General features: G+C 34.4%; 21 protein-coding genes and 1 pseudogene. 7 read left to right on the forward strand and 15 right to left on the reverse strand.

The window, feature by feature from the left end; all coding sequences use genetic code 11:
- Positions 1–4 precede the first annotated feature (4 nt).
- From BCR26_RS09690 to pyrR, 3 genes are read right to left on the reverse strand one after another with little or no spacing between them, the layout of a single operon-like run.
- A complete protein-coding gene (locus BCR26_RS09690) occupies positions 5–931 on the reverse strand; it encodes an aspartate carbamoyltransferase catalytic subunit (RefSeq protein WP_069698788.1) in 927 nt (308 codons plus the stop codon).
- An 11-nt stretch (positions 932–942) separates the two neighbouring features.
- Positions 943–2238, reverse strand: a complete 1296-nt coding sequence (locus BCR26_RS09695) for a solute carrier family 23 protein (protein WP_069698789.1) — start codon at positions 2236–2238, stop codon at positions 943–945.
- Positions 2239–2265: 27 nt separating this feature from the next.
- Positions 2266–2808: a bifunctional pyr operon transcriptional regulator/uracil phosphoribosyltransferase PyrR gene (gene pyrR, locus BCR26_RS09700; RefSeq protein WP_069698790.1), complete on the reverse strand. Its 543-nt coding sequence runs from the start codon at positions 2806–2808 to the stop codon at positions 2266–2268.
- 455 nt (positions 2809–3263) lie between these two features.
- Here pyrR and chbG point away from each other — a divergent pair, with 455 nt between their 5' ends.
- The gene (gene chbG, locus BCR26_RS09705; RefSeq protein WP_069698791.1) at positions 3264–4034 is read left to right on the forward strand and encodes a chitin disaccharide deacetylase; all 771 of its coding nucleotides are present in this window, start codon (positions 3264–3266) and stop codon (positions 4032–4034) included.
- Positions 4035–4126: 92 nt separating this feature from the next.
- Here the strand turns inward: chbG and BCR26_RS09710 are convergent, their stop codons facing one another.
- From BCR26_RS09710 to BCR26_RS09730, 5 genes are all read right to left on the reverse strand, one after another.
- Positions 4127–5035 (reverse strand): RluA family pseudouridine synthase, encoded by a 909-nt coding sequence (locus tag BCR26_RS09710; RefSeq protein ID WP_069698792.1) that lies wholly within the window; start codon positions 5033–5035, stop codon positions 4127–4129.
- Entirely contained in the window at positions 5022–5498 is a 477-nt protein-coding gene (gene lspA, locus BCR26_RS09715; RefSeq protein WP_069698820.1) for a signal peptidase II, read from the reverse strand. The genes BCR26_RS09710 and lspA overlap by 14 nt, the downstream gene beginning before the upstream one ends.
- A gap of 5 nt (positions 5499–5503) precedes the next feature.
- Complete coding sequence (locus BCR26_RS09720) at positions 5504–6205, reverse strand: CBS domain-containing protein (protein WP_069698793.1); 702 nt, start codon at positions 6203–6205, stop codon at positions 5504–5506.
- Positions 6174–6587 carry a hypothetical protein gene (locus BCR26_RS09725; protein ID WP_069698794.1) on the reverse strand — a complete coding sequence of 138 codons (414 nt, stop codon included), beginning with the start codon at positions 6585–6587 and terminating at the stop codon, positions 6174–6176. The genes BCR26_RS09720 and BCR26_RS09725 overlap by 32 nt, the downstream gene beginning before the upstream one ends.
- A gap of 169 nt (positions 6588–6756) precedes the next feature.
- Positions 6757–8427 (reverse strand): formate--tetrahydrofolate ligase, encoded by a 1671-nt coding sequence (locus tag BCR26_RS09730; protein WP_069698795.1) that lies wholly within the window; start codon positions 8425–8427, stop codon positions 6757–6759.
- Positions 8428–8612: 185 nt separating this feature from the next.
- Between BCR26_RS09730 and BCR26_RS09735 the strand changes: the two genes are divergently transcribed.
- Positions 8613–8813, forward strand: coding sequence for a cold-shock protein (locus BCR26_RS09735; RefSeq protein WP_069698796.1), 201 nt, complete (start codon positions 8613–8615; stop codon positions 8811–8813).
- A gap of 34 nt (positions 8814–8847) precedes the next feature.
- Here the strand turns inward: BCR26_RS09735 and BCR26_RS09740 are convergent, their stop codons facing one another.
- A complete protein-coding gene (locus BCR26_RS09740; protein WP_069698797.1) occupies positions 8848–9288 on the reverse strand; it encodes an EbsA family protein in 441 nt (146 codons plus the stop codon).
- 87 nt (positions 9289–9375) lie between these two features.
- On the opposite strand from BCR26_RS09740, the gene BCR26_RS09745 reads away from it, so the two are divergent.
- Positions 9376–9780: a ribonuclease HI family protein gene (locus tag BCR26_RS09745; protein ID WP_069698798.1), complete on the forward strand. Its 405-nt coding sequence runs from the start codon at positions 9376–9378 to the stop codon at positions 9778–9780.
- Positions 9781–9794: 14 nt separating this feature from the next.
- Here BCR26_RS09745 and ybaK read toward each other — a convergent pair whose 3' ends face one another.
- From ybaK to BCR26_RS09760, 3 genes are read right to left on the reverse strand one after another with little or no spacing between them, the layout of a single operon-like run.
- A complete protein-coding gene (gene ybaK, locus BCR26_RS09750) occupies positions 9795–10280 on the reverse strand; it encodes a Cys-tRNA(Pro) deacylase (protein ID WP_084387101.1) in 486 nt (161 codons plus the stop codon).
- Between the two features lie 17 nt (positions 10281–10297).
- Positions 10298–11068, reverse strand: coding sequence for a type I 3-dehydroquinate dehydratase (gene aroD, locus BCR26_RS09755; protein WP_069698800.1), 771 nt, complete (start codon positions 11066–11068; stop codon positions 10298–10300).
- A 28-nt stretch (positions 11069–11096) separates the two neighbouring features.
- Positions 11097–12272: a class I SAM-dependent rRNA methyltransferase gene (locus tag BCR26_RS09760; RefSeq protein ID WP_069698801.1), complete on the reverse strand. Its 1176-nt coding sequence runs from the start codon at positions 12270–12272 to the stop codon at positions 11097–11099.
- Positions 12273–12533: 261 nt separating this feature from the next.
- Here BCR26_RS09760 and BCR26_RS09765 point away from each other — a divergent pair, with 261 nt between their 5' ends.
- The 3 genes from BCR26_RS09765 (at position 12534) to BCR26_RS09775 (ending at position 16053) form a co-directional block, all read left to right on the forward strand.
- Complete coding sequence (locus BCR26_RS09765; RefSeq protein WP_069698802.1) at positions 12534–14642, forward strand: LTA synthase family protein; 2109 nt, start codon at positions 12534–12536, stop codon at positions 14640–14642.
- A gap of 118 nt (positions 14643–14760) precedes the next feature.
- Positions 14761–15471 carry an FtsX-like permease family protein gene (locus BCR26_RS09770; protein WP_069698803.1) on the forward strand — a complete coding sequence of 237 codons (711 nt, stop codon included), beginning with the start codon at positions 14761–14763 and terminating at the stop codon, positions 15469–15471.
- 33 nt (positions 15472–15504) lie between these two features.
- Complete coding sequence (locus tag BCR26_RS09775) at positions 15505–16053, forward strand: P-loop NTPase family protein (protein ID WP_069698804.1); 549 nt, start codon at positions 15505–15507, stop codon at positions 16051–16053.
- A gap of 83 nt (positions 16054–16136) precedes the next feature.
- Here the strand turns inward: BCR26_RS09775 and BCR26_RS09780 are convergent.
- From BCR26_RS09780 to BCR26_RS09790, 3 genes and pseudogenes are all read right to left on the reverse strand, one after another.
- Positions 16137–17253 (reverse strand): annotated as a pseudogene (locus BCR26_RS09780) (ISL3 family transposase).
- 189 nt (positions 17254–17442) lie between these two features.
- A complete protein-coding gene (locus tag BCR26_RS09785; RefSeq protein ID WP_069698805.1) occupies positions 17443–18912 on the reverse strand; it encodes a sensor histidine kinase in 1470 nt (489 codons plus the stop codon).
- The gene (locus BCR26_RS09790; protein WP_069698806.1) at positions 18912–19628 is read right to left on the reverse strand and encodes a response regulator transcription factor; all 717 of its coding nucleotides are present in this window, start codon (positions 19626–19628) and stop codon (positions 18912–18914) included. Before BCR26_RS09790 ends, BCR26_RS09785 begins: the two co-directional genes overlap by 1 nt.
- 219 nt (positions 19629–19847) lie before the next feature.
- On the opposite strand from BCR26_RS09790, the gene BCR26_RS09795 reads away from it, so the two are divergent.
- Positions 19848–20621, forward strand: a complete 774-nt coding sequence (locus BCR26_RS09795) for a Cof-type HAD-IIB family hydrolase (RefSeq protein WP_069698821.1) — start codon at positions 19848–19850, stop codon at positions 20619–20621.
- The last annotated feature ends 130 nt before the right edge of the window (positions 20622–20751 follow it).

The following is a 20751-nucleotide window of genomic DNA, read 5'->3' on the forward strand; positions in this document are numbered from 1 at the left end:
TCACCTAAGCCTTTCCTTGTAATACTGCTTCTAAAATTGCCATTCGCATATAAACACCATTACTCATTTGTTGAATGATTCTCGATTGGATTCCTTCGACTAAAGAATCTGCTAATTCTACATCACGATTGATGGGTGCTGGGTGCATAATTATTGCATGTTTTTTCATTCTTGCAGCACGCTCAATCGTCAGACCAAATTCTTGATGGTACGATTCTTTTGAAAAAATTTCAGAGCCATCATGTCGCTCATGTTGAACGCGTAACATCATCATTACGTCCACTGTTTCAACCACTTCATCTACAGGTAAGTAATGACCATAAGCTTCAAATTTCTTATCGTACCATTCTTCTGGGCCAGAAAAGAATATCTTCGCTCCTAAACGTTTCAACATTTGCATATTCGATTTTGCGACTCGAGAATGTGTAATATCACCGACAATCGCGATGTTCAATCCTTCGAAATAGCCAAACTCTTCATATATCGTCATTAAATCCAATAAACATTGCGTTGGATGTTGTCCGCTACCGTCTCCACCATTAATAATAGAACATTGGATGGTTTTACTTTCAATCAGCTCATCGTAATAATTCTCTTCACTATGACGAATAACTGCCACATCTACCCCTATTGCTGACATTGTTAAGACAGTGTCATAAAGTGTTTCACCTTTTTTTACTGAACTCATGCTTTCTTCAAACTCTATCACTTCAATCCCAAGTTTTTTCTCAGCTACATCAAAGCTCTTGTGAGTTCTAGTACTATTTTCAAAAAACAAATTCGTTGCAAAGTACTGCGGCTTTTCTGGTTGCCATGTAGCACCTTGTTTAAATTCCTGTGCTCTTCGAATTAATCCTATTACTTCTTGGTCTGATAAAGCTTCAACGGTTAAAAGATGTTTTAAACTAATACGTTCAGATGTGATAATCATTCGTTTTCCTCCTATTCTTCGCTTCTTGCGGTTTCAGGTAAAATTAGGTTAAGAATAATTCCTAGAACTGTTGCTAATGCCATTGATGATAATTCAAAGGTTTCTAATTTAAAGACCAATCCACCAATTCCAATGACCAAAATAACTGATGCAATTAATAGATTCTTTTTCTTGTCAAAATCCACTTTGTTGTCAATCAAAATTTTCAATCCGCTGGCTGCAATCACACCGAACAAAACAAAGCTGATTCCTGAAATAACAGGTCCTGGGATACTTAAAATGATGGCACTAAGCTTCCCAACAAATCCCAATGCGACCGCAAAAACTGCAGCTCCGCCAATAACGAAAACACTATGAACTCTTGTAATGGCTAGTACACCGATGTTTTCTCCGTAACTTGTTACCGGAGGTCCACCAACTAAACCGGCAACGATTTGCGCTGCTCCATCTCCCATTAGTGTCTTTGATAAACCTGGCTCTTGGAAAAAATTACGTTTAGTTAATTTATTTAAAACCATCAAATGTCCAATATGTTCTGTCATCGTTACAAAGGCAATTGGAGCCATTGTTGTGATAGCATTTATATATAGCTTAGGTTGATATTGTACAAAAGGAACTTCGAAATTTGGCATTGCAATCCAAGCTGCTTCTTTTATTGGTTCCAGATCAATAATCCCAAATAATAAGGCCACCAAGTAACCACTAACAATTCCCAGTAATATTGGGATCAACCCAAGAAATCCTTTGAAAAACATGTTGTAGAAAATAGTCAATCCTAATGTAATTAATGCAACTGCGATATATTTAAAATCATAAACTGTATGAGCGGCATCGCTATACATTGCATTATTCGCTGCATTTGACGCTAAGCCTAATCCGATAACCATCACAACAGGTCCCACAACAATTGGCGGTAAAATTTTATCTAACCAGTCGGAACCAAATTTTCCAACAATCAGAGAAACAATTAGATAAACAGCACCTGTCGTCATTGCCCCTTGGGCTATCGCAGGATAACCATCACTTTTCATCAACATTTGCATCGCTGCGATAAAAGCAAAGCTACTCCCTAAGTAAGCGGGTATTTTTCCTTTTGTGGTTGTCAGATAAACGATTGTTCCTAACCCCGAACTAACTAAAGCAATTCCTGGATCAATCCCTACTAAAATTGGCACTAAAACGGTGGCACCAAACATTGTAAATAAGTGCTGTAAGCTTAAGCCAATCCATTGTCCTGTACTTGGACGATCGTGTATATCTAAAACTGCATCTGTATTTCTAAACTTTTTTCCTGTTTCTGTCTTCATTCAATCAAACCCATCCACTTAATTTTTTTATTTCTCTTCTTTACTAATCATAATTCTATCTTGACCATCTAACTCTTCCATCTCAACAATAATTTCTTCAGTCATAGATGTCGGAATGTTTTTCCCCACATAATCCGAGCGAATCGGCAATTCACGATGCCCTCTATCTACTAATACAGCTAAAGAAATTTTTCTTGGTCGACCTAAATCCATTACTGCGTCCATTGCTGCACGTATCGTTCTTCCTGTAAATAGTACATCATCCACTAAAATTACTTCTTTCCCTTCCAAAGAAAACGGTATATCTGAGGAATGTAATTCAGGTTCGTTCAGTGCACTTTCATTCACATCATCCCGGTATAAAGTGATGTCCAACTCCCCAACAGGAACTTCTACATGCTCCAATTGCTTCAACCTTTCCGCAATCCGTTGAGCAATATAAATGCCTCTAGTTTTTATACCTACTAAGACAATATCTTGAACCCCTTTGTTTCTTTCGATGATTTCATAGGTAATCCGTGTTAAAGCACGCTTCATAGTAACCGCATCGACGACTTCCTTTGCTTGCATTTTTTCTCCTCCTGAATATCTATTTTGCTAGAATTTGAGCACCTTTAAGCGAAAAACAGTTCATTTTTTATACAAAAAAACTCCTACCCGGATTTTGGGCAGGAGGATTGATTACACTAAGGTACTATGCATCACATGCAGTCTTTTCTCTAAGCGCACTTAGATTATTCTGCACGTTTCCTTCTTAGCCTCACGGGACTACTCTTAAAGGATGTTCATATTCATTTTTTATTCTTTAAACAGTGTACCTTTTATTGGAAAATAATGCAACGATTATTTTCCAAATGCTGAATTTTTTTTATTAGTGTTTAAATGCTTCTTTTTAAAGGAACGCTCAGTATTACTTGCACTCAAGCAACATTTAATCTAATCTAGGTTTTCATAAAAACATAACAGCATACCATTGACTAAAAATCTGGTACAATTTAGATAAGATAAAAACGGAGGTTTTAAAAATGAAGTTAATTGTTAATGCCGATGATTTCGGTTTTTCTAAAGGTCAAAATTATGGAATTATTGATTCCTTCAAAGATGGAATTGTTACCGCAACTACCTTAATGAACAACATGCCTGATACCATGCACGCCTATGAACTTGCAAAAGCAAACCCAGATTTAGATCTGGGCGTTCACTTAGCCTTAGACGTTGGACGTCCTATCTCATCTATTGAATTAGTCCCGTCATTAGTAGATGAAGACGGCTTATTCAAAAAGAATCCATTAGCAGACAAATTGAACAGTCCTCTAAATCTGAGAGAAGTATACACTGAATGGAAAGCACAAATTGATCTAATGATTGATAACGATATTCAACCAACACACATTGATTCTCATCACCATATTCATATGGATCCCTCTCTGATAGAAACCTATTTAAAACTTGCAAAAGAATACGATTTAGCAATTCGGTTCCATCCTAAAGAATTACCAAAAGAAACCATTCCCTTATTAAATAAAATGATAACTGATTTCCGCCGTGCTGACCTATTTTCAAGTGAATTTTATCTAGAAAATGTAGCAGTTGACTTCTTTTATAAGCTTCCATTAAGAACAGATAAAACAGTGGAAATTATGTGCCACCCGGCCTATCTAGATCAAACAATATTAACTCGAAGCTCTTATGCACTGGAAAGAAGTATTGAGTTAGAGGTTTTACAGAGTTCTGAGGCAAAGTTAATTTTGGCTGAAAATAAGGTAGAATTGATCAACTTTAAGCAGTTAATCTGAATAGTTTTATAAACAGAACTGGTAGGAGGATTTTTGACAGCAAAAACCCTCTTACCAGTTCTTTCTCAGTTTATTCCGTTATTAAATCAATGTTACTCTTCTATATTTCGTAATTGTTCAATTGTCTTTTCGAAAATCTCTGGAAGAGGCGCTTCAAATACCATCATTTCCCCTGTCGTGGGATGTTTAAACCCTAACATTTCAGCGTGTAAAAATTGCCCATTTCCCTTTAATGTTCTTCTTGGTCCATACACCGGATCTCCAGCAACTGGATAGCCAATATATTTCATATGAACACGTATTTGATGTGTTCGTCCAGTCTCTAATTGTAATTGAACTAAAGTATAGTCAGAAAAACGCTCTAGTACTTCAAAATGAGTCACTGCTGGTTTTCCACCTTCAATAACAGCTTGCATTTTCCGGTCTGTTTTCGAACGACCGATTGGCGCATTGATTTCACCTTTATCATGACCGATTTCACCATGAACTAATGCAACATATTTTCGTAAAGAAGTCTTATCTTTTAACTGTTCGGCTAAGGCTTCATGCGCTTTATCATTTTTAGCAACCATTAATAAGCCAGAAGTATCTTTGTCAATTCGATGAACAATTCCTGGTCGAATGACACCGTTGATAGAAGACAAATCTTTAATATGGTACAGTAACGCATTAACTAATGTTCCAGTAGGATGACCTGCTGAGGGATGAACTACCATTCCTTGAGGCTTATTTACAACGACAACATCTTGATCCTCATATACAATCGTTAAAGGAATATTTTCTGGTAGCACATCTAGAACTTCAGGTTCCGGAACGTTAATAACGATCTCATCTTCTTGTTTTACTTTATAATTGGATTTTACTAGTTCATTATTTACACGGACATTTTCTTCTTTTAACCATTGTTGAATTTGAGAACGTGAATGTCCTTTTAGGCGTTCGCTCAAAACCTTATCGATTCTACCCGTTTCATTTTTAATTTTCACATTAATTTGTTCCATTTTTCCCGTCCTTCGCTGCTTTCTCGTCTAACACTAAGTAAATAAAAATACATATCACACCGATGACTAATGACATATCGGCAACATTAAAGATAGGAAAATTCATAAAATCTGTTTGGAACATATCTACCACAAAGCCTAAACGAAGCCGATCAATAAAATTCCCCACTGCGCCAGCTAAAACCAAACTTAATCCAAATCCAAACCATTTACTTGTAGGTGGTGTTTTTATCAAAACGTACAAGATACCAAGTACAACCACACTTGTGATAATGTAAAAAAAACACATTTTTCCTTCTAATAAACTCCAAGCAGCCCCAGTATTTCTAATATAAGTAAATGACAAAAATCCTGGAATAAAATCTTTTGTTTCTCCCAGTGGGATATTGGCCACCGTTAAATATTTCACCCATTGATCTAAGCCAATGAGAACTACACTAATAATAAGATAAATTGCTAGCAAATGCTTCATTCCTTCTCTAAAATTTTATATAAATCTTTTGGTCGAATAATCCCTAATAGATTACCATTTGGATCAGCATTTCTAGTGATTAAAATGGCTTCCAACCAAGGTTGGTTACTAAATAATTCTTGTGCTTCAAAAATGGTTGTCTCCCCATTTACAAAATGATAATTTATTTTATTACGATTGATTTCCAACAATTCAGAAGCTTTTCGTCCTTCTATATAAATTTCTCCTTTTTCACTTTCCATAGCAAACCAAAATCCAATGCCATGAACAGTGATTAATCCTTGAAAGATTCCTTTTTTATAAATTGGAAACTGTGAGTATCTTTTTCTAACCACAATAGCCAAAATTTCTTTTATCGAGATATTTGTTTCAAATCCAGTTACCTTTTTGGAAAAACGTGGTAAGACCTTAGCTGGACTTACTAATAACTGTTCTATTTCTACCATACGATTAACAGCCCATTCATTAGGTTCTGCAATAATGAATTCTTGAGAAATTCGTTCATGGACAATCGCGTTCCTTAATTGTGCCATTTGCAATAAATCCTCTTCTACAGTTCCAACCTGAGAGCCTTTTTTTCTCGCTAAACGTCTGACCATCTCGCTAAAGCCAATATTGCTAGAATTATTTAATTGTTCTCTCAACCACTTTTCCACTCGATTGAAACTATTCAGAAATGTTTCTGCTCCCTGTCCCATTTAGCGTCTCCTTAACTACATAAGCTTTTCCTAACATTGAAAATAAAAAAAGAAAGTAAAAAACAAACAACAAGAGAATACCCAGTATTGAAAAATGAATGATTGGCAGTAACAACATTACCAAAAAAAAGAAAAGATAGACTGAAATTAACATTGGATTCATCGTAATTTCTATCTTGACTGGATTTCCAGTATTCTTGATAAGTAATTTATTACTTTTCATAAAAAAGAAACTCGCTTGAAGGATTACCTCTGCTTCACTTACCTCTATTTTTTTCGTCTGATTGTTATTAATTGCTATCCATTTCTGTCCGTTCTTTGTTAATTCGATTGCGCTACCCATTCCATAAAAACCAGTATTTCGAGTCACTTGAATTTCCATACAAATTCCTCCTTGCGCATTATATTAAAGTATATAACAAAAAGTAGCATACGAAAAGGAGTTTCCTTTATATCCCTAATCTTTTCCTTTGAATTAACTGATTTTTTACAACAAAAAAACAGAGTTCGCTTAGATACAGCGAACTCCCTGTTTGCTCTACTATTTTTTATTAGAAAAGGCCGATAGCGTTTCCTTCACTGTCAATATCCATATTTAAAGCTGCTGGTTTTTTCGGAAGTCCTGGCATTGTCATTACATCTCCTGTTAGTGCGACAATAAAACCAGCCCCTATTTTCGGTACTAATTCACGAATCGTAATAGTAAAATCAGCCGGTCTACCCAACTGTTGGGGATCATCTGACAATGAGTATTGCGTTTTCGCCATACAAATGGGCAAGCGATCCCAACCATACTTATGGAATGTTGCCAATTGATTTTTCGCTTTTTTTGAGAATAAAACTTTATTCCCACCATAGATTTTAGTTACAATAGCTTCAATTTTTTCTTCCAAATTCATACCACTTTGGTAAATTGTACGAAAATTAGCTGTTTCCTCTTCTATGACTTGTAAAACGGTCTTAGCTAATTCTTCTCCACCTTCAGCGCCATTTTCCCAGACACTTGTTAATTCAACTGGAACATTGATTCTTTCGCAAAGTTCTTTCAACGTACTGATTTCATTTTCAGAATCACTAATAAATTGATTAATTGCAACCACCACAGGTAAACCATAGCTTTGCATATTTTCAACATGCTTATGCAAATTAGAAAAACCTTCTACTAAAGCTGAAATATTTTCTTTACCAAGCTCATTTTTACTTACACCACCATGCATTTTTAATGCTCGAATGGTTGCTACAATGACTACAGCGTCTGGCGCTTTTTTTAAATTAGGCACTTTAATGTCTAAAAACTTTTCTCCACCAAGATCCGCACCAAAACCAGCTTCTGTAACAACATAATCGCCTAATTTCAACGCTGCTTTTGTCGCTAAAATACTGTTGCAGCCATGAGCAATATTGGCAAAAGGTCCACCATGAACTAATGCCGCAGTACCGTAAATCGTTTGAACCAAATTCGGTTTAATTGCTTCTTTTAACAATAATGCTAATGCCCCTTGCACCCCTAAATCACTGACTGTCACAGGTTCAAGAGTAAACGTATAACCGACAACTATATTTGCTAAACGAGCTTTCAAATTTTCTAAATCTGTCGCTAAACATAAAATGGCCATTATTTCACTTGCTACAGTGATATCAAAACCATCTTCGCGCGGAACTCCTTGGATTGCTCCGCCCAATCCTACAACCACTTGGCGTAATTCTCGATCATTTAAATCAACCACACGTTTCCAAATCACACGGCGAGAATCAATGTTCAGTTCATTTCCTTGTTGAATATGGTTATCTAATAGTGCAGACAGGGCATTATTTGCAGTTGTAATGGCATGCATATCCCCCGTAAAATGCAGATTAATATCTTCCATTGGCAAGACTTGGGCATATCCACCACCAGTAGCTCCACCTTTGATTCCCATCACAGGGCCAAGTGAAGGTTCTCTCAACGCAATCACTGTTTTTTTACCGATTTTATTCAAGGCATCTCCTAAACCGATTGTCACAGTTGATTTACCTTCTCCTGCTGGTGTTGGATTAATTGACGTAACTAAAATAAGTTTTCCTTCGCTTCTGTCTTCTAATTCTTTGATTGCCGAAAAGCTAAGTTTAGCTTTATAATTTCCAAACAGTTCCAAATGTTCTTCTGCCAAACCGACAGATTCGGCTATATTTTTGATTGGCAATAAATCGACTTCTTGTGAAATCTCAATATCTGTTTTCATACCCTCACAACCTCTTTCCCGAACTTTATTCATTCTTGATCCAAATTTGTTAAGTTATTACTTATTATAGCTTTTTTTAAGTTCATTATCCATCATAAAAATCGGTTTTGAGACAAAGATTGACTCATGTGATTTTTATCCTTATAATTAGTTTAGTCTTTATAAATTAAAGGGGCGTGATTTGAATGCAAAAAGGGTTCGTTAAATGGTTCGATCGTAAAAAAGGATACGGTTTCATCGTCTACAATGAGGATGAAGAGGTTTTTGTTCATTTCACTGCTATTGAAGAAGAAGGATACAAGACACTTGAAGAAAATCAGGCTGTTGCTTTTGAAATAATGGAAGGCACCAGAGGCTTACAAGCTGCTCATGTCAAGAAAATATAAAAAAACAACATCCTGATGGGTGTTGTTTTTGCTTCTAATGTTTACCTATTTTTTGATTTTCATCATAGATAATTTCACCTATTATTTTCGAATGCTTATTTAAGCTTTCGATAAACGCATGCTTGCTCTTTTTCGTCATAATAAACAATTGTGAGCCTTCTTTTAATGCTGTAGAATAAATCTCTAGACTCTTTGGTCCTACACGAATTGTAGAAATTGAGTTTAATGGTACTTTTTTTCTTCTTCTTGGCAATAAAGCATGGATAAACAAATCGTCGTCTCCAATTTTAAAATATCGGTTCAATCCCAAAGCGAAAAAAAGAAAGAAAATAACTAAAACAATGTTACTTGTTAAATATGGACGAGTATTTTCTAATGTCAAAATTAAACTGATAAATAATATACCAAATGTACAAGACCAATAAATTATCGCCATCGATAATTCTGGTTGCCAATGATAGATTTTTTTCTTCATATAGCGACCTCTCAATAGTTAAAAATTCAATACGTTACAATAATAACATATTTTATCAATGAACCCAATTAATAAAAGGAGTCTTTTATGTTAAGAATTTATGTCGATGCTGCAACAAAAGGAAACCCAGGACCTAGTGGTGGGGGAGTTATTATTTTAGGCGAGGCACTAAATGAGCAAATACATCTTTCATTAGGAGAATGCTCCAACCACGAAGCTGAATTCCGAGTATTCATTCAAGCTTTAGAAATACTAAAAGAAAAGCAACTCACAAACGAAACAGTTCTCCTATATTCTGATAGTAAAATCGTCGTTGAAACCATTGAAAAAAAGCATGCTAAGAATCCCGTGTTTAAAACATATTTATTGAAATTTCAAGAATTGGAACCACTTTTTCCGCTGTTAATGATTCAATGGTTACCTGAAAAGAAAAACAAAGGCGCAGATTCTTTAGCAAGACAAGCTTTACGAAAATATTATCAGGAAAAATAATGTGTATTTACTTTTTAGGTCAAATCCACCAACTGACCTCTTGTCAATTCAAGAATTTTAGCTGGTTCAACAGCCACTTGTTGTCCTCTTTTACCAGCAGAGATAATAATCTCTGAAAATTGTTCTGCTTCTTTTCCTAGATAAGTTGGAAACAACTTTTTCATACCAATTGGAGAACACCCGCCTCTTATGTATCCTGTTGTTGCTTCTAAATCTTTTAAATGAAGCATTTCGATTTTTTTATTGCCACTCGCTTTAGCTAATTTTTTCAAGTCTAACTCCTTATTGCCTGGAATTACAGCAACAACTGGTCCAGTTTTATTTCCAACAGTTAGCAACGTTTTAAAAATTTGAGATTCATCAACCCCAATTTTTTCTGCAACACTATCGGTTCCTAGATGTTCTTCACTCCAAGGAAAGCCGAATTCTTTGTAAGGAATTTTATGTTGCTCAAGAATCCTCATAACATTAGTTTTGAGTTTTTTTTTCTTTTTTGCCATAATTCCCACCTCATTATTCATTCACTTACTTGTTCGATTGATAATTGATTTAAAATGTTTTTTAATTCAGAAATAGGTATTTGTCCTGGAGCAGAAGCTCTTTCAGCAGAACCAAATGTCATAGCGGAACCAAAAATCTCCCCAGATACCCGACTAATCATCCCTAATTTTCCCATTGATATTGTTACCATAGGACGATTGCCATATTTTTTTTGCATCTCGTTAGTAGCGTCTAATAAAGTCAAAACGTCCTTAGAATCCTTTGGCATCACAGCAATCTTACATATATCCGCCTTTTTTTCTTGCATCCTACACAGGCGAGAAACCAGCTCTTGTTGACTAGGTGTTTTTTCAAAATCATGGTTACACATCACTATTTTAATACCCTTTTCATGAGCGATAGCTATCATTTCATTTACTTCCTTTTCAGGCATAAATAATTCAACATCTAATAAATCGACCCAGCCTGCTTCAATCACGTTCCGATACAATTCAAAATAATCCGTAGCTGAAAAATCAACTTCTCCGCCTTCTTTTTTGCTTCTAAAAGTAAACAACAACGGCTTTTCTTTCAAAATTTCAGAAATTTTCTTAGATAATCTTGCTACCAGTTGGAAGTCTCTCACTTGATTAAAATGGTCTACACGCCATTCTACTAGGTCACAAATACTTGAAGACAAACTCTCAGCTTCTAAAAGTAACTCTGTTTCTGTCTTTCCAACCATCGGTACAACAACTTTAGGTTGCCCTTCACCTATTACAATATCCTTCACTTTTACTGTTTTCATATCGGAGACTCTCCTTCAAAACGCTCACTTATACTTTCTTTATTTCAATAAATAAAACTTTCAAATAATTTCCTTCATTAAAATGACGATTTACTTTAAAATCTGCTGGCAACTGATATGTTTGTCTAATGGTATAGATACAGTTTTTCTTTTCTAAGGCTTCAATAATCATTGTTGTATATTTATCCAATGAAATATTAGCTGCATTGGTAGAAGCAACTAAAACACCGTTATTGGATAAAATTTCCACTGCATCTTCGACTAGCTCCCCATAGTTTTTAGCAACAGAAAATACTTTTTTCTTATTTCTTGCAAAGCTAGGAGGATCTAATACGATAACATCAAATGTTAATTGTTTTCGAACCGCATACTTAAAGTAGTCAAAAACATCCATGACAATAATTTTTTGCTCTTCTAAAGGAAGATGGTTGGCTTCAAATTGTTCTTGTGTCTTCGCTAAGCTGCGCTTGGCTAAATCAACACTTGTAGTGCTAGTTGCACCTCCCATTGCAGCCGCGACAGAAAAAGCACCTGTATAGCTAAACATATTGAGTAATGTTTTACCTGCTGCAAAACCTTCAACGAATTGTCCCCGAACTTCTTTTTGATCAAGGAAAATTCCTGTCATTAAGCCTTCATTTAAATAAGTAGCAAAACGAACCCCATTTTCTAAAACCATTAATGGTTCTGGTGCCTTTCCACCAAATATGTGTTGTGATTCAGGTAATTCTTTGCTGGTAAAACGAATTTTTTCATAGCCGCCAATTATTTCAGGAAACACTTTGCGAAAAGCAGTTACTATCAACTCTTTATAGGTAAAAAGCGTTTCGTTATACCAAGAAAAAACAGCAAAATCACCGTAGCAATCAACCGTTAAGCCACCCACGCCATCTCCTTCGCCATTAAACAAACGATAAGCCGTAGTCGTTTCATCTTCAATATAAGCAATCCGCTCAACTTTAGCTTCAGAAAACATTTCTTCAAAAAACGTCGCGTTAATTGGACCTGCCCAGTTTAAAAGCCAACCAACTCCTTTATTTTGTTCGCCTACATAACCTGTCGCAATAAAGTGCCCTTTACTGTCAATAAATTCTACCCAATCTTTTGTATCGATACTATAGCCGTTCTGGATATCTTCTTTTTGGATCAGAGGATAGCCCATTTTCATTTTTTTCTCCGCTTTTTTCGTTACTTGTATTTTCATCTCTGCACCTACTTTATAATGTCCAATTCAGTATACCAAAAAATAAATACCTTGTCGCTAAAACCTTTATTTAGAGGTTTATCATCTCTTGATATCCATCATTTAAAAAAATAGTAAGATTTCGTTAACTATCTATACAAATTATAGTTGAAGAATTGACATAAAATCCCCAAAAGAGTAGAATTGTTGGAGTATATGTGACTGTTTAATTCTTTGATTAAGTTACATTTGAGATTTTTTGATCCAGAAAGGAAGTTTATTTTGAAAAAATTATATACTCCTAGTTTCTTAAATACCCGCCTAGGTCTGTTTTCACTGATTGCCCTCTTGATTTGGGTAAAGAATATTTTCGCTTATACAGTGGATTTTAATTTAAGAATTGAGAATGCTAATGAATATTTCATTTTATTAATTAACCCGATTGCAACAACATTTTTCTTACTAGCAATCGCTCTTTACGTACGTCGAACAAAAGCATCTTATATTACTATGATGGTTCTGTTCACAATAATGAGTCTTTTACTCTTCTCTAATGTTATCTACTATAGAGAGTTTACAGACTTCATTACAGTTAATACTATGTTAGGTGCTGGAAAAGTGGCTAGTGGTCTTGGCGAAAGTGCTGTTCGACTTTTTAGACCTTATGATGTTGTCTATTTTCTAGATGTTTTGGTTCTTGCTGGTTTATTGTTAACTAAGAAAATCAAAATGGATGAACGCCCTGTTAGAGCTCGTGTGGCTATTTCAGTAAGTTTGCTTTCTGTTGTATTTTTCCTTTTTAACTTATTCATGGCTGAAACTGCTCGACCTCAATTATTAACTCGTCAATTCTCTCGTGACTATATTGTTAAATTCTTAGGTATCAATGCTTTTACTGTCTACGATGGAGTGACTACTTACCAAACAAACCAAATCAGTGCCGAAGCTAGTTCTAATGATTTAATTGAAGTAGAAGATTATGTGAAAGATCATTACGCAGCCCCTAATGATGATACCTTTGGCATTGCTAAAGGAAAAAATGTTATCTATATTCATTTAGAAAGCTTCCAGCAGTTTTTAATTGATTATAAATTAAAAGATGAAAATGGTGTTGAACACGAAGTAACACCATTCCTGAACAGTGTATACCATGGCAATAGTACCTTTAGTTTTGATAACTTCTTCCATCAAGTAGGTCAAGGTAAAACTAGTGATGCTGAGACATTATTCGAAAATTCATTGTTTGGTTCCGCTCAAGGTTCCTTATTTACACAGCTAGGTGGAAAAAACACCTTTGAAGCTGCGCCAAATATTTTAGACCAAGAAGCTGGATACACAAGTGCTGTATTCCACGGAAACACAGGGAATTTTTGGAATCGTAATGAAACGTATAAAAAGCTTGGCTACGACTACTTCTTTGATTCAAATTATTATGATGTAAATGAGGATAATTCTTTCCAATATGGATTACATGATAAACCATTCTTCAATCAATCTGTGCAGTATTTAGAGCATTTGCAACAACCTTTTTATTCTAAATTTATTGCTGTTTCAAATCACTATCCTTACTCATACTTTACAAATGATGAAGCTGGTTTTCCAATTGCGAATACATCTGACGAAACAATTAATGGTTATTTTGCAACAGCTAACTATTTAGATAAAGCCGTGGAAGAGTTTTTCAATTATCTTAAATCTTCTGGCTTATATGAAAATTCGGTAATTGTCCTTTACGGAGATCACTATGGGGTTTCAACTTCTAGAAATAAAAACCTTGCTGAGTTATTAGGCTCATCAAAAGCTTTATGGAATGACTTTGATGACTCATCGTTACAACGTGTCCCTTACATGATTCATATTCCTGGACAAACAAAAGGTGGAATTAACCATACGTACGGCGGTCAAGTGGATGCTCTACCTACTCTTTTACATTTATTAGGTGTTGACACAAAAAATTACATCCAATTAGGACAAGATCTATTCTCTAAAGAAAACGAACAATTAGTAGCATTTAGAAATGGAAATTATGTTTCTCCAAAATATACTTTGTTAGGTTCAAATATTTATGACACAGCATCCGGTCAACTAATTGAAGAACCTACTGAAGAAGTGAAAAATGAAGCAGATGAGTTGAAGCGCAAAGTTTCGTTACAACTTCAAATCTCTGATCGAATTACAACTGGTGATTTATTACGTTTCCACACTGCCTCCGATTTGAAAGTAATTAAACCAGAAGATTTTAACTACAAAAATCAATTAGAGCAAATGGAAACTATTGAAAAGGATAAAGGAAATGACTCGACTAGTGTGTACAGTAAAAATGGTAACAAGACTACTAGCGATCAATACCATACCGAAACCTATCAAAATTATCTAAAGTCTGGTAAATAACTTCATTTAATGAACAAATTAACTAAGCTTGAGTATAAAAATACTCAAGCTTTTTTGTATCTTTTTCATAATTTATTCACATTATTCTTCTATACTACTATTAGTGAGGTGAACCAATATGAGCAATATTCGCTATGCACTAGCCAGTGTTAAATATCATAAAAAATTATCTTATTTTATCAGTCTAATTTTCTTTACCTTTTTAACTCTTTTAACAGGAATACTGAACCTCATTGATATCAATACCCACTCTTTTCTACAAATTGAAAAAATCAGTCCTAATTCGGATTATCTTTTGTACCATAGAGAGTTGCTGAATTCATACTATTTTCTATTTGCTATTGTAGTAGCTTTTTTCATATTATCATTTAGTATTTTGACTTTTTTTTCAATCCAAAAAAAGAAACAAGAATTGTTTAAATGGCGCTTAATGGGCTTTTCTACACCTAATATTCTCAAACAGTATCTTTTAGAAACACTGTTTTTACTTATGATTGGTGCTTTTTTTTCAGCAATCTTTATAATAATTTTTCAACATACATATGAAGCCACTTTGATGTCTTGTGGCGAACTTTTTAACAACCTAACGAATCGTCACTATTCATTTTTTTCAACAAATACCATTATTGAAGCCACACCTAATGTATTAGTAAATTCTGATAATGTTACTTACTTTTTTGACATTGATCTTACTAGGTTACCAGTTATCATGATTATAACAGCCTTGCAAAAAAACATTTTTTTAGTCTTCCTTCTAACATTAATCATCAGTACTTTTAGTCTCATTGTTTTCTTGTTGATAAATAAAAGGAAATCAGAAAATTTGTAAATTATTTATTCTGTAAAAACTGGAGGTATTTTAATGACTCATTCTTTAAATAATGAACACCATTTGGATAAATTAATGGATTTGTTTCAAGCACAAAAAATTACAGTCATCCTTGATCAACAATCATTAAAGTCAGATTGCTATTTTTTACTGGATCAATCTTTTCATTTCAAACACTCATTAAGTATCGGATTTGTCTTAGCTGAAAATCCTTTCCTTCCATATCTCTCTTTAAAACAAAATCTGTTTGTAGGAAGCTCTATAAAAAACAAAGAACAAAAGAAAAAAGCCAACCAATTTTTTACTTATTTAGGGATAGATTCATCGATACTTATTAAGCCTTTAGAAGCACTTAACTTCTATGAGCAAATAAAGCTACAACTGTGTCGCATGCTATTGCTTGATAAAGATATTATTATTATTGATGATATCTTCAAAGAATTAAGCATTTTTCAGCGACAAGAATTGCTGCCGTTACTACAAAAAATTGCTAAAGCTGATAAAAAAGCGATTTTAATTTTAACAGAAGATAGTAAAATCGCTGAAAGCCCCTATATGGATGAGGTAATAAAGATTGCCTAACTAAAAAAGGCTCATTGTCAACTAGTGTTGGTAAAGAAAAATCAATAGAATAGTGTCAAGGAAGAACAAGTCTGCAGAAGAGATTATTTTTCTGCAGGCTTGTTCTTTTTCATGGGATTGAAAAGGGTGGTTCCTAGGGTTAATAGAATTCTCAGTTTGAAGTTATAGAAGCTTCTAAAGCCATACGCATTTCGTTTTAATACTTTAATGTGATTGTTCAAACACTCTAAGGGCCCATTAGAGTAGGGCTGTTCAAGTGCGTTTAAAATACCTTTTTGATACTGTTTAAACGTCTTAATGGTTGTCGCATATTTCTCTGGTAGATGAGAATAGTTTTGTTTTAAAAGCTCTTGAAACCAGTGAGAATCTTTCGTCCGAATCGCTGCTAGAAAATCTTGGTAGACACCATATCCTTGCTTGAGTTCTGGGCTATAAGAAAGCAAGCGGTCAACGACTTCTGATTCGGTCAAATGCACCCTAAAACTAGGATGCCAAACCTGTTTTTGACCTTCTAAATGCCAGGCGTTTTTTTGAAGCAATTTCCAATACTTCTTTAAATGCTTGTATTGTTGTTCTTCTTGATAATTTTTTCGATTCAGCTGATTCATCTGTTGAATTCGGTGCGTCAGAAAGGTACGTCCAATATGTTGAACAATATGGAAACGATCAATGATCAATTTTGCATTGGGAAAAAGCTTTTTTACAAGAGTGACGTAAGGCTTATACATGTCAATGACAATATATTGAACGGTGGCTCTTGTTTTATAAGCATAGGAATAAAAGTTTTTTTTCAAAGAGTTTAGTTTTCGATTTTCTACAATGTCCAGTAACTGCCTTGTTTGTCCATCCATAAAAACAAAGCTCATCGTCCCAGAACTTTCTTTCACAGACTTAAATTCATCAAAGTAAAGAACGGTCGGTAAGGTCTTATTCTTTTGAGGGAGCGGTGTATAGTATTCTTTTAGAACCCGATAGATAGTGGTTATAGAGGCATGTTTGGCACGAGCAATTCCTGTCATAGAAGTGTTTTCTTTCAGTTTCTCTGTAATGGAGACATTTTTCAGGAAAATACGTCAGAGTACCACTATAAACCTTACAACTATCTTCGCCTATTTTCTCATGGGTCAAACAATTTTCAGTAAAAATAAGGTTTAGGTCTAGAATATCGAGCGTTTCTTTGATAAGATTTGAGAGAGACATCTTCATTCCTCCTATAGATTGGTTTTCGTCGACTTTATTCTACAGGTTTTGAAGATGTCTGTCTTTTTTTATGCAAAAAAGTGCTGGCGACATCGGTCACCAACACTAGATATTATAGAGCCCTAAAAAATGAAGCCCCCACGTTACTAAGCATTTAACGAGGGGGCTTCTTCTATTTAAGTGTTTTTCTTAATCTCCGACTATTTCAACGTCTGGAAAAGTAATAGTAAAACAAGTTCCTTTTCCAATTTCACTTTCCACTTGTATTTTTCCTTTGTGCAAATGAACGAGTTGCTCTACAATCGCCAAGCCTAAGCCTGACTCTCCATATTTAGTATTTTTTCTTGATGGATCTACTTTATAATATCGATCCCAAATATTTTGAACTTGCTCTTTAGACATACCAATTCCTGTATCTGAAATTTTTATAATTGTTTCTAAATATCCTTTTTCAATTTGAATTCGAATTTCACCATCCGTCGTAAATTGAATAGAATTTTGAATAATGTTAACCATTATTTGAACAAAGCGATCATAGTCTGCATAAACATCGATGGGCTGATCGTTTTCAAAAATTAATTGGTCTCCTGCACTTTCTGCTTTCCCCTCTAATTGAGTTAAAATATTTTTAAGCGTTTCAGTAGCGTTAAATCTTTTCACCACGATACTGATTTGGTTGGTACGTATCTTTTCATAATCTAGGTTTTCATTAACCAAACGAATTAAACGTGAGGTTTCATTTTGCATTAGCTTAATTGCATTTTCTCTCTGACTTTCTGGAATTGCGTTATATTGTAAACCTTCCAATAAGCCATTAATCGTTGTTAAAGGTGTACGCATCTCATGAGAAGCATCAGCCATAAATTGTCGACGTCGATCTTCCTGTCGATCAATTTCTTCTCTAGATTCTTTCAAAGACTCCGCCATTTTATTGAAATCTTCTGCTAGATCATCAAACTCATCTTTATCATGTGTATCTAATTTTATGTCAAAATTGCCACTTGTGATTTCTTTTGTTGCTTTTCTCATTCGGTTAATCCTTTTCACTTGAAAACTTGCAAGGAAATAACTGGCAATCAGCGCAACAATACTGGAAATAATAAATGCTTTGAATAGATTTGCAGTCACATCGTCTACACTATCGGACACATTTTTTGCTGGTTGAGTAATCACTAGGACACCTGCAAAAACTTTTTGCTCTAGATCCCCAGTTTTATAAAAAGCTGGGAGCATCACATAGGACGAAGTATTTTTGTTGCCATAAATATCTTGATTTACCGTACGATAAACATATTGTCCACTAGATAATGTTTTCCATTCTTGTTCAATAACAGAATAGTCCAGTTTTTGCTCCGAATGATTAGGGAATTGGACTACTTTATTTTTGTCTATATAAAGAAATTGGACATTTTGTTCCTTTAAAAATGTTTGCGCCCAATTCAGGGAAATATTCATCACTTCTTGGTCGGTAGCCCCTGGAAATTCCTTGTTATACATATCTTTTCTGTTTAACGCTGAATTTGCATAACCATATAACTGTTTATAATTATTTTCTTGCATGGTTTGCTTTGTCAATTGACTAAATGACATTCCAACAATCAAAATAATTAATATGATTACCCCCCAAAAAGCGAGTAACTGTTGATATAAATATTTCATTAAGCTACCCCAGAATCGTCAAATTTGTACCCCACGCCCCAAACCGTTTGAATTACTTGCGGTCCAACTTTTTCAATTTTTTGTCTTAATTTTTTGATATGCGCATCTACCGTACGCTCATCTCCAAAGTATTGATAGTCCCAAACCATTTCTAATAATTGTTCTCTAGAAAAAACTTGTCTAGGCTTTTTAGCTAAGGTATAAAGCAAATCGAACTCTTTAGGGGTTAATCCATCGATTAATTTTTCGTTTAAATACGCTTCTCTTGTTTTTATATTCATTTTAAAGTGGTCTGTTTCTACATCATAATTTTCATCTGAATGACTTGATTGTTCGGCTACTTCACCAATTTCAGAACGTCGGTGTAAAGCCTTCATACGAGCAATCAGCGTAAGTGGGCTAAACGGTTTAGTGACATAGTCATCTGCCCCCATTTCTAGACCTATAACTTGGTCGCTTTCAGAATCTCTAGCCGTCAACATAATGATTGGAACTGTCTTAGAAATTTTACGTATCTCACGGCATACAGCCATCCCATCCATTGTTGGTAAATTTAAATCTAACGTTACCATATCCCAGCTTTCAGGATTGACTAAAAAACTGTCTAATCCATCTTTTCCATCATATTTAAACGTTGCTTCCCATCCTTCATTTAAAAAAAACATTTGCATCATTTCAGAAACTGATTCATTATCTTCTATCATCAATACGTTCATTTTATACACCTCTTTATTTTAGTCATTGACTTAGCTGTCTTTAAGTTGCTTCTATAAGATCAACACTAGTACTATTCTTCTTTTTTGAATATTTGTTTCTCATGAATAGTATACTCTATAATTCACAAAGCTCCAATAAATTCTATATTTCTTCTAAAAACCTTTGTCTTTTATTCATTATTTGATAAGATATAAAAGGGAAAGGATGTTTAACCGATGATGAATGAAATTCAAGCTTTAGCTTTTTTTGATTTAGACGGAACTCTATTAAACGAAAAATCTGAAATAACACCTGAAATTTACGGTGCAATCAACAAGTTAAAAGAAAATAATGTACTTCCAGTAATTGCTACAGGCCGTACAATCATTGAAATAGAACATATTATGGCGGATAGTGGGATTGATTCGGCAATAGCGATGAACGGACAATTTATTCAAGTTGAAGGTCAAAAAGTCTATTCCAATGACTTTTCTGTTGAAGAATGTAAACGGCTCTATGAACATGTATTACAAAATGGGCATGAACTTTCTTTATATAACGATCAGCATATTTGGTGTTCTAATCAAACAGAAACTATGAAAAACGCGTATAAATTAATTCATACTAATGCTCCTCAAGTAGAACCCCTATTTACAAATAGTCGAGTGATTAACATGATGTTGATTTTGTCTGAAGATGGAGATGAGTATTATTATAAACACTTTCCTGAATTCACCTTTTACAGAAATGGCCCCTACTCAATCGACACTGTTAAAAAAGGGATTTCAAAAGGTTCGGCAGTAAAAGAATTAATGCGATGTCTATCCCTTAGCGAAACGCCTACATTTGCCTTTGGAGATGGACTTAACGATTTAGCCTTATTTGATGCTTGTCAGAATAGAATAGCAATGGGCAACGCTAGACCAGAATTAAAGGAGCGTTCTACGTATATTACCAGTAACAACACTGACGGAGGAATCGTCAAAGCACTAAGCTATTTTAACTTAATTTAATCAAATAAAAATCCTTCATGGCCAGCTAGAATTCAGTAAAATACTATTTAAAAAAACGAAATTTAATAAAAGAAAAGAATCATGATGCCAAAGGGACTATTTAATTAGTTCCTTTGGCATCATATTTATT

This window comes from Enterococcus rivorum (assembly GCF_001742285.1).
Lineage (GTDB): Bacteria > Bacillota > Bacilli > Lactobacillales > Enterococcaceae > Enterococcus_L > Enterococcus_L rivorum.

Coding starts and splice junctions, on each gene's coding strand:
- BCR26_RS09730 (WP_069698795.1), bottom strand. CDS start 8,427: ATGAAAACAGATATTGAGATTTCACAAGAAGTCGATTTATTGCCAATC.
- BCR26_RS09735 (WP_069698796.1), top strand. CDS start 8,613: ATGCAAAAAGGGTTCGTTAAATGGTTCGATCGTAAAAAAGGATACGGT.
- BCR26_RS09740 (WP_069698797.1), bottom strand. CDS start 9,288: ATGAAGAAAAAAATCTATCATTGGCAACCAGAATTATCGATGGCGATA.
- ybaK (WP_084387101.1), bottom strand. CDS start 10,280: ATGGCAAAAAAGAAAAAAAAACTCAAAACTAATGTTATGAGGATTCTT.
- BCR26_RS09695 (WP_069698789.1), bottom strand. CDS start 2,238: ATGAAGACAGAAACAGGAAAAAAGTTTAGAAATACAGATGCAGTTTTA.
- aroD (WP_069698800.1), bottom strand. CDS start 11,068: ATGAAAACAGTAAAAGTGAAGGATATTGTAATAGGTGAAGGGCAACCT.
- BCR26_RS09710 (WP_069698792.1), bottom strand. CDS start 5,035: ATGGAACAAATTAATGTGAAAATTAAAAATGAAACGGGTAGAATCGAT.
- chbG (WP_069698791.1), top strand. CDS start 3,264: ATGAAGTTAATTGTTAATGCCGATGATTTCGGTTTTTCTAAAGGTCAA.
- BCR26_RS09725 (WP_069698794.1), bottom strand. CDS start 6,587: ATGGAAATTCAAGTGACTCGAAATACTGGTTTTTATGGAATGGGTAGC.
- BCR26_RS09785 (WP_069698805.1), bottom strand. CDS start 18,912: ATGAAATATTTATATCAACAGTTACTCGCTTTTTGGGGGGTAATCATA.
- BCR26_RS09770 (WP_069698803.1), top strand. CDS start 14,761: ATGAGCAATATTCGCTATGCACTAGCCAGTGTTAAATATCATAAAAAA.
- BCR26_RS09745 (WP_069698798.1), top strand. CDS start 9,376: ATGTTAAGAATTTATGTCGATGCTGCAACAAAAGGAAACCCAGGACCT.
- pyrR (WP_069698790.1), bottom strand. CDS start 2,808: ATGCAAGCAAAGGAAGTCGTCGATGCGGTTACTATGAAGCGTGCTTTA.
- BCR26_RS09720 (WP_069698793.1), bottom strand. CDS start 6,205: ATGGGACAGGGAGCAGAAACATTTCTGAATAGTTTCAATCGAGTGGAA.
- BCR26_RS09795 (WP_069698821.1), top strand. CDS start 19,848: ATGAATGAAATTCAAGCTTTAGCTTTTTTTGATTTAGACGGAACTCTA.
- BCR26_RS09760 (WP_069698801.1), bottom strand. CDS start 12,272: ATGAAAATACAAGTAACGAAAAAAGCGGAGAAAAAAATGAAAATGGGC.
- BCR26_RS09775 (WP_069698804.1), top strand. CDS start 15,505: ATGACTCATTCTTTAAATAATGAACACCATTTGGATAAATTAATGGAT.
- BCR26_RS09790 (WP_069698806.1), bottom strand. CDS start 19,628: ATGAACGTATTGATGATAGAAGATAATGAATCAGTTTCTGAAATGATG.
- BCR26_RS09690 (WP_069698788.1), bottom strand. CDS start 931: ATGATTATCACATCTGAACGTATTAGTTTAAAACATCTTTTAACCGTT.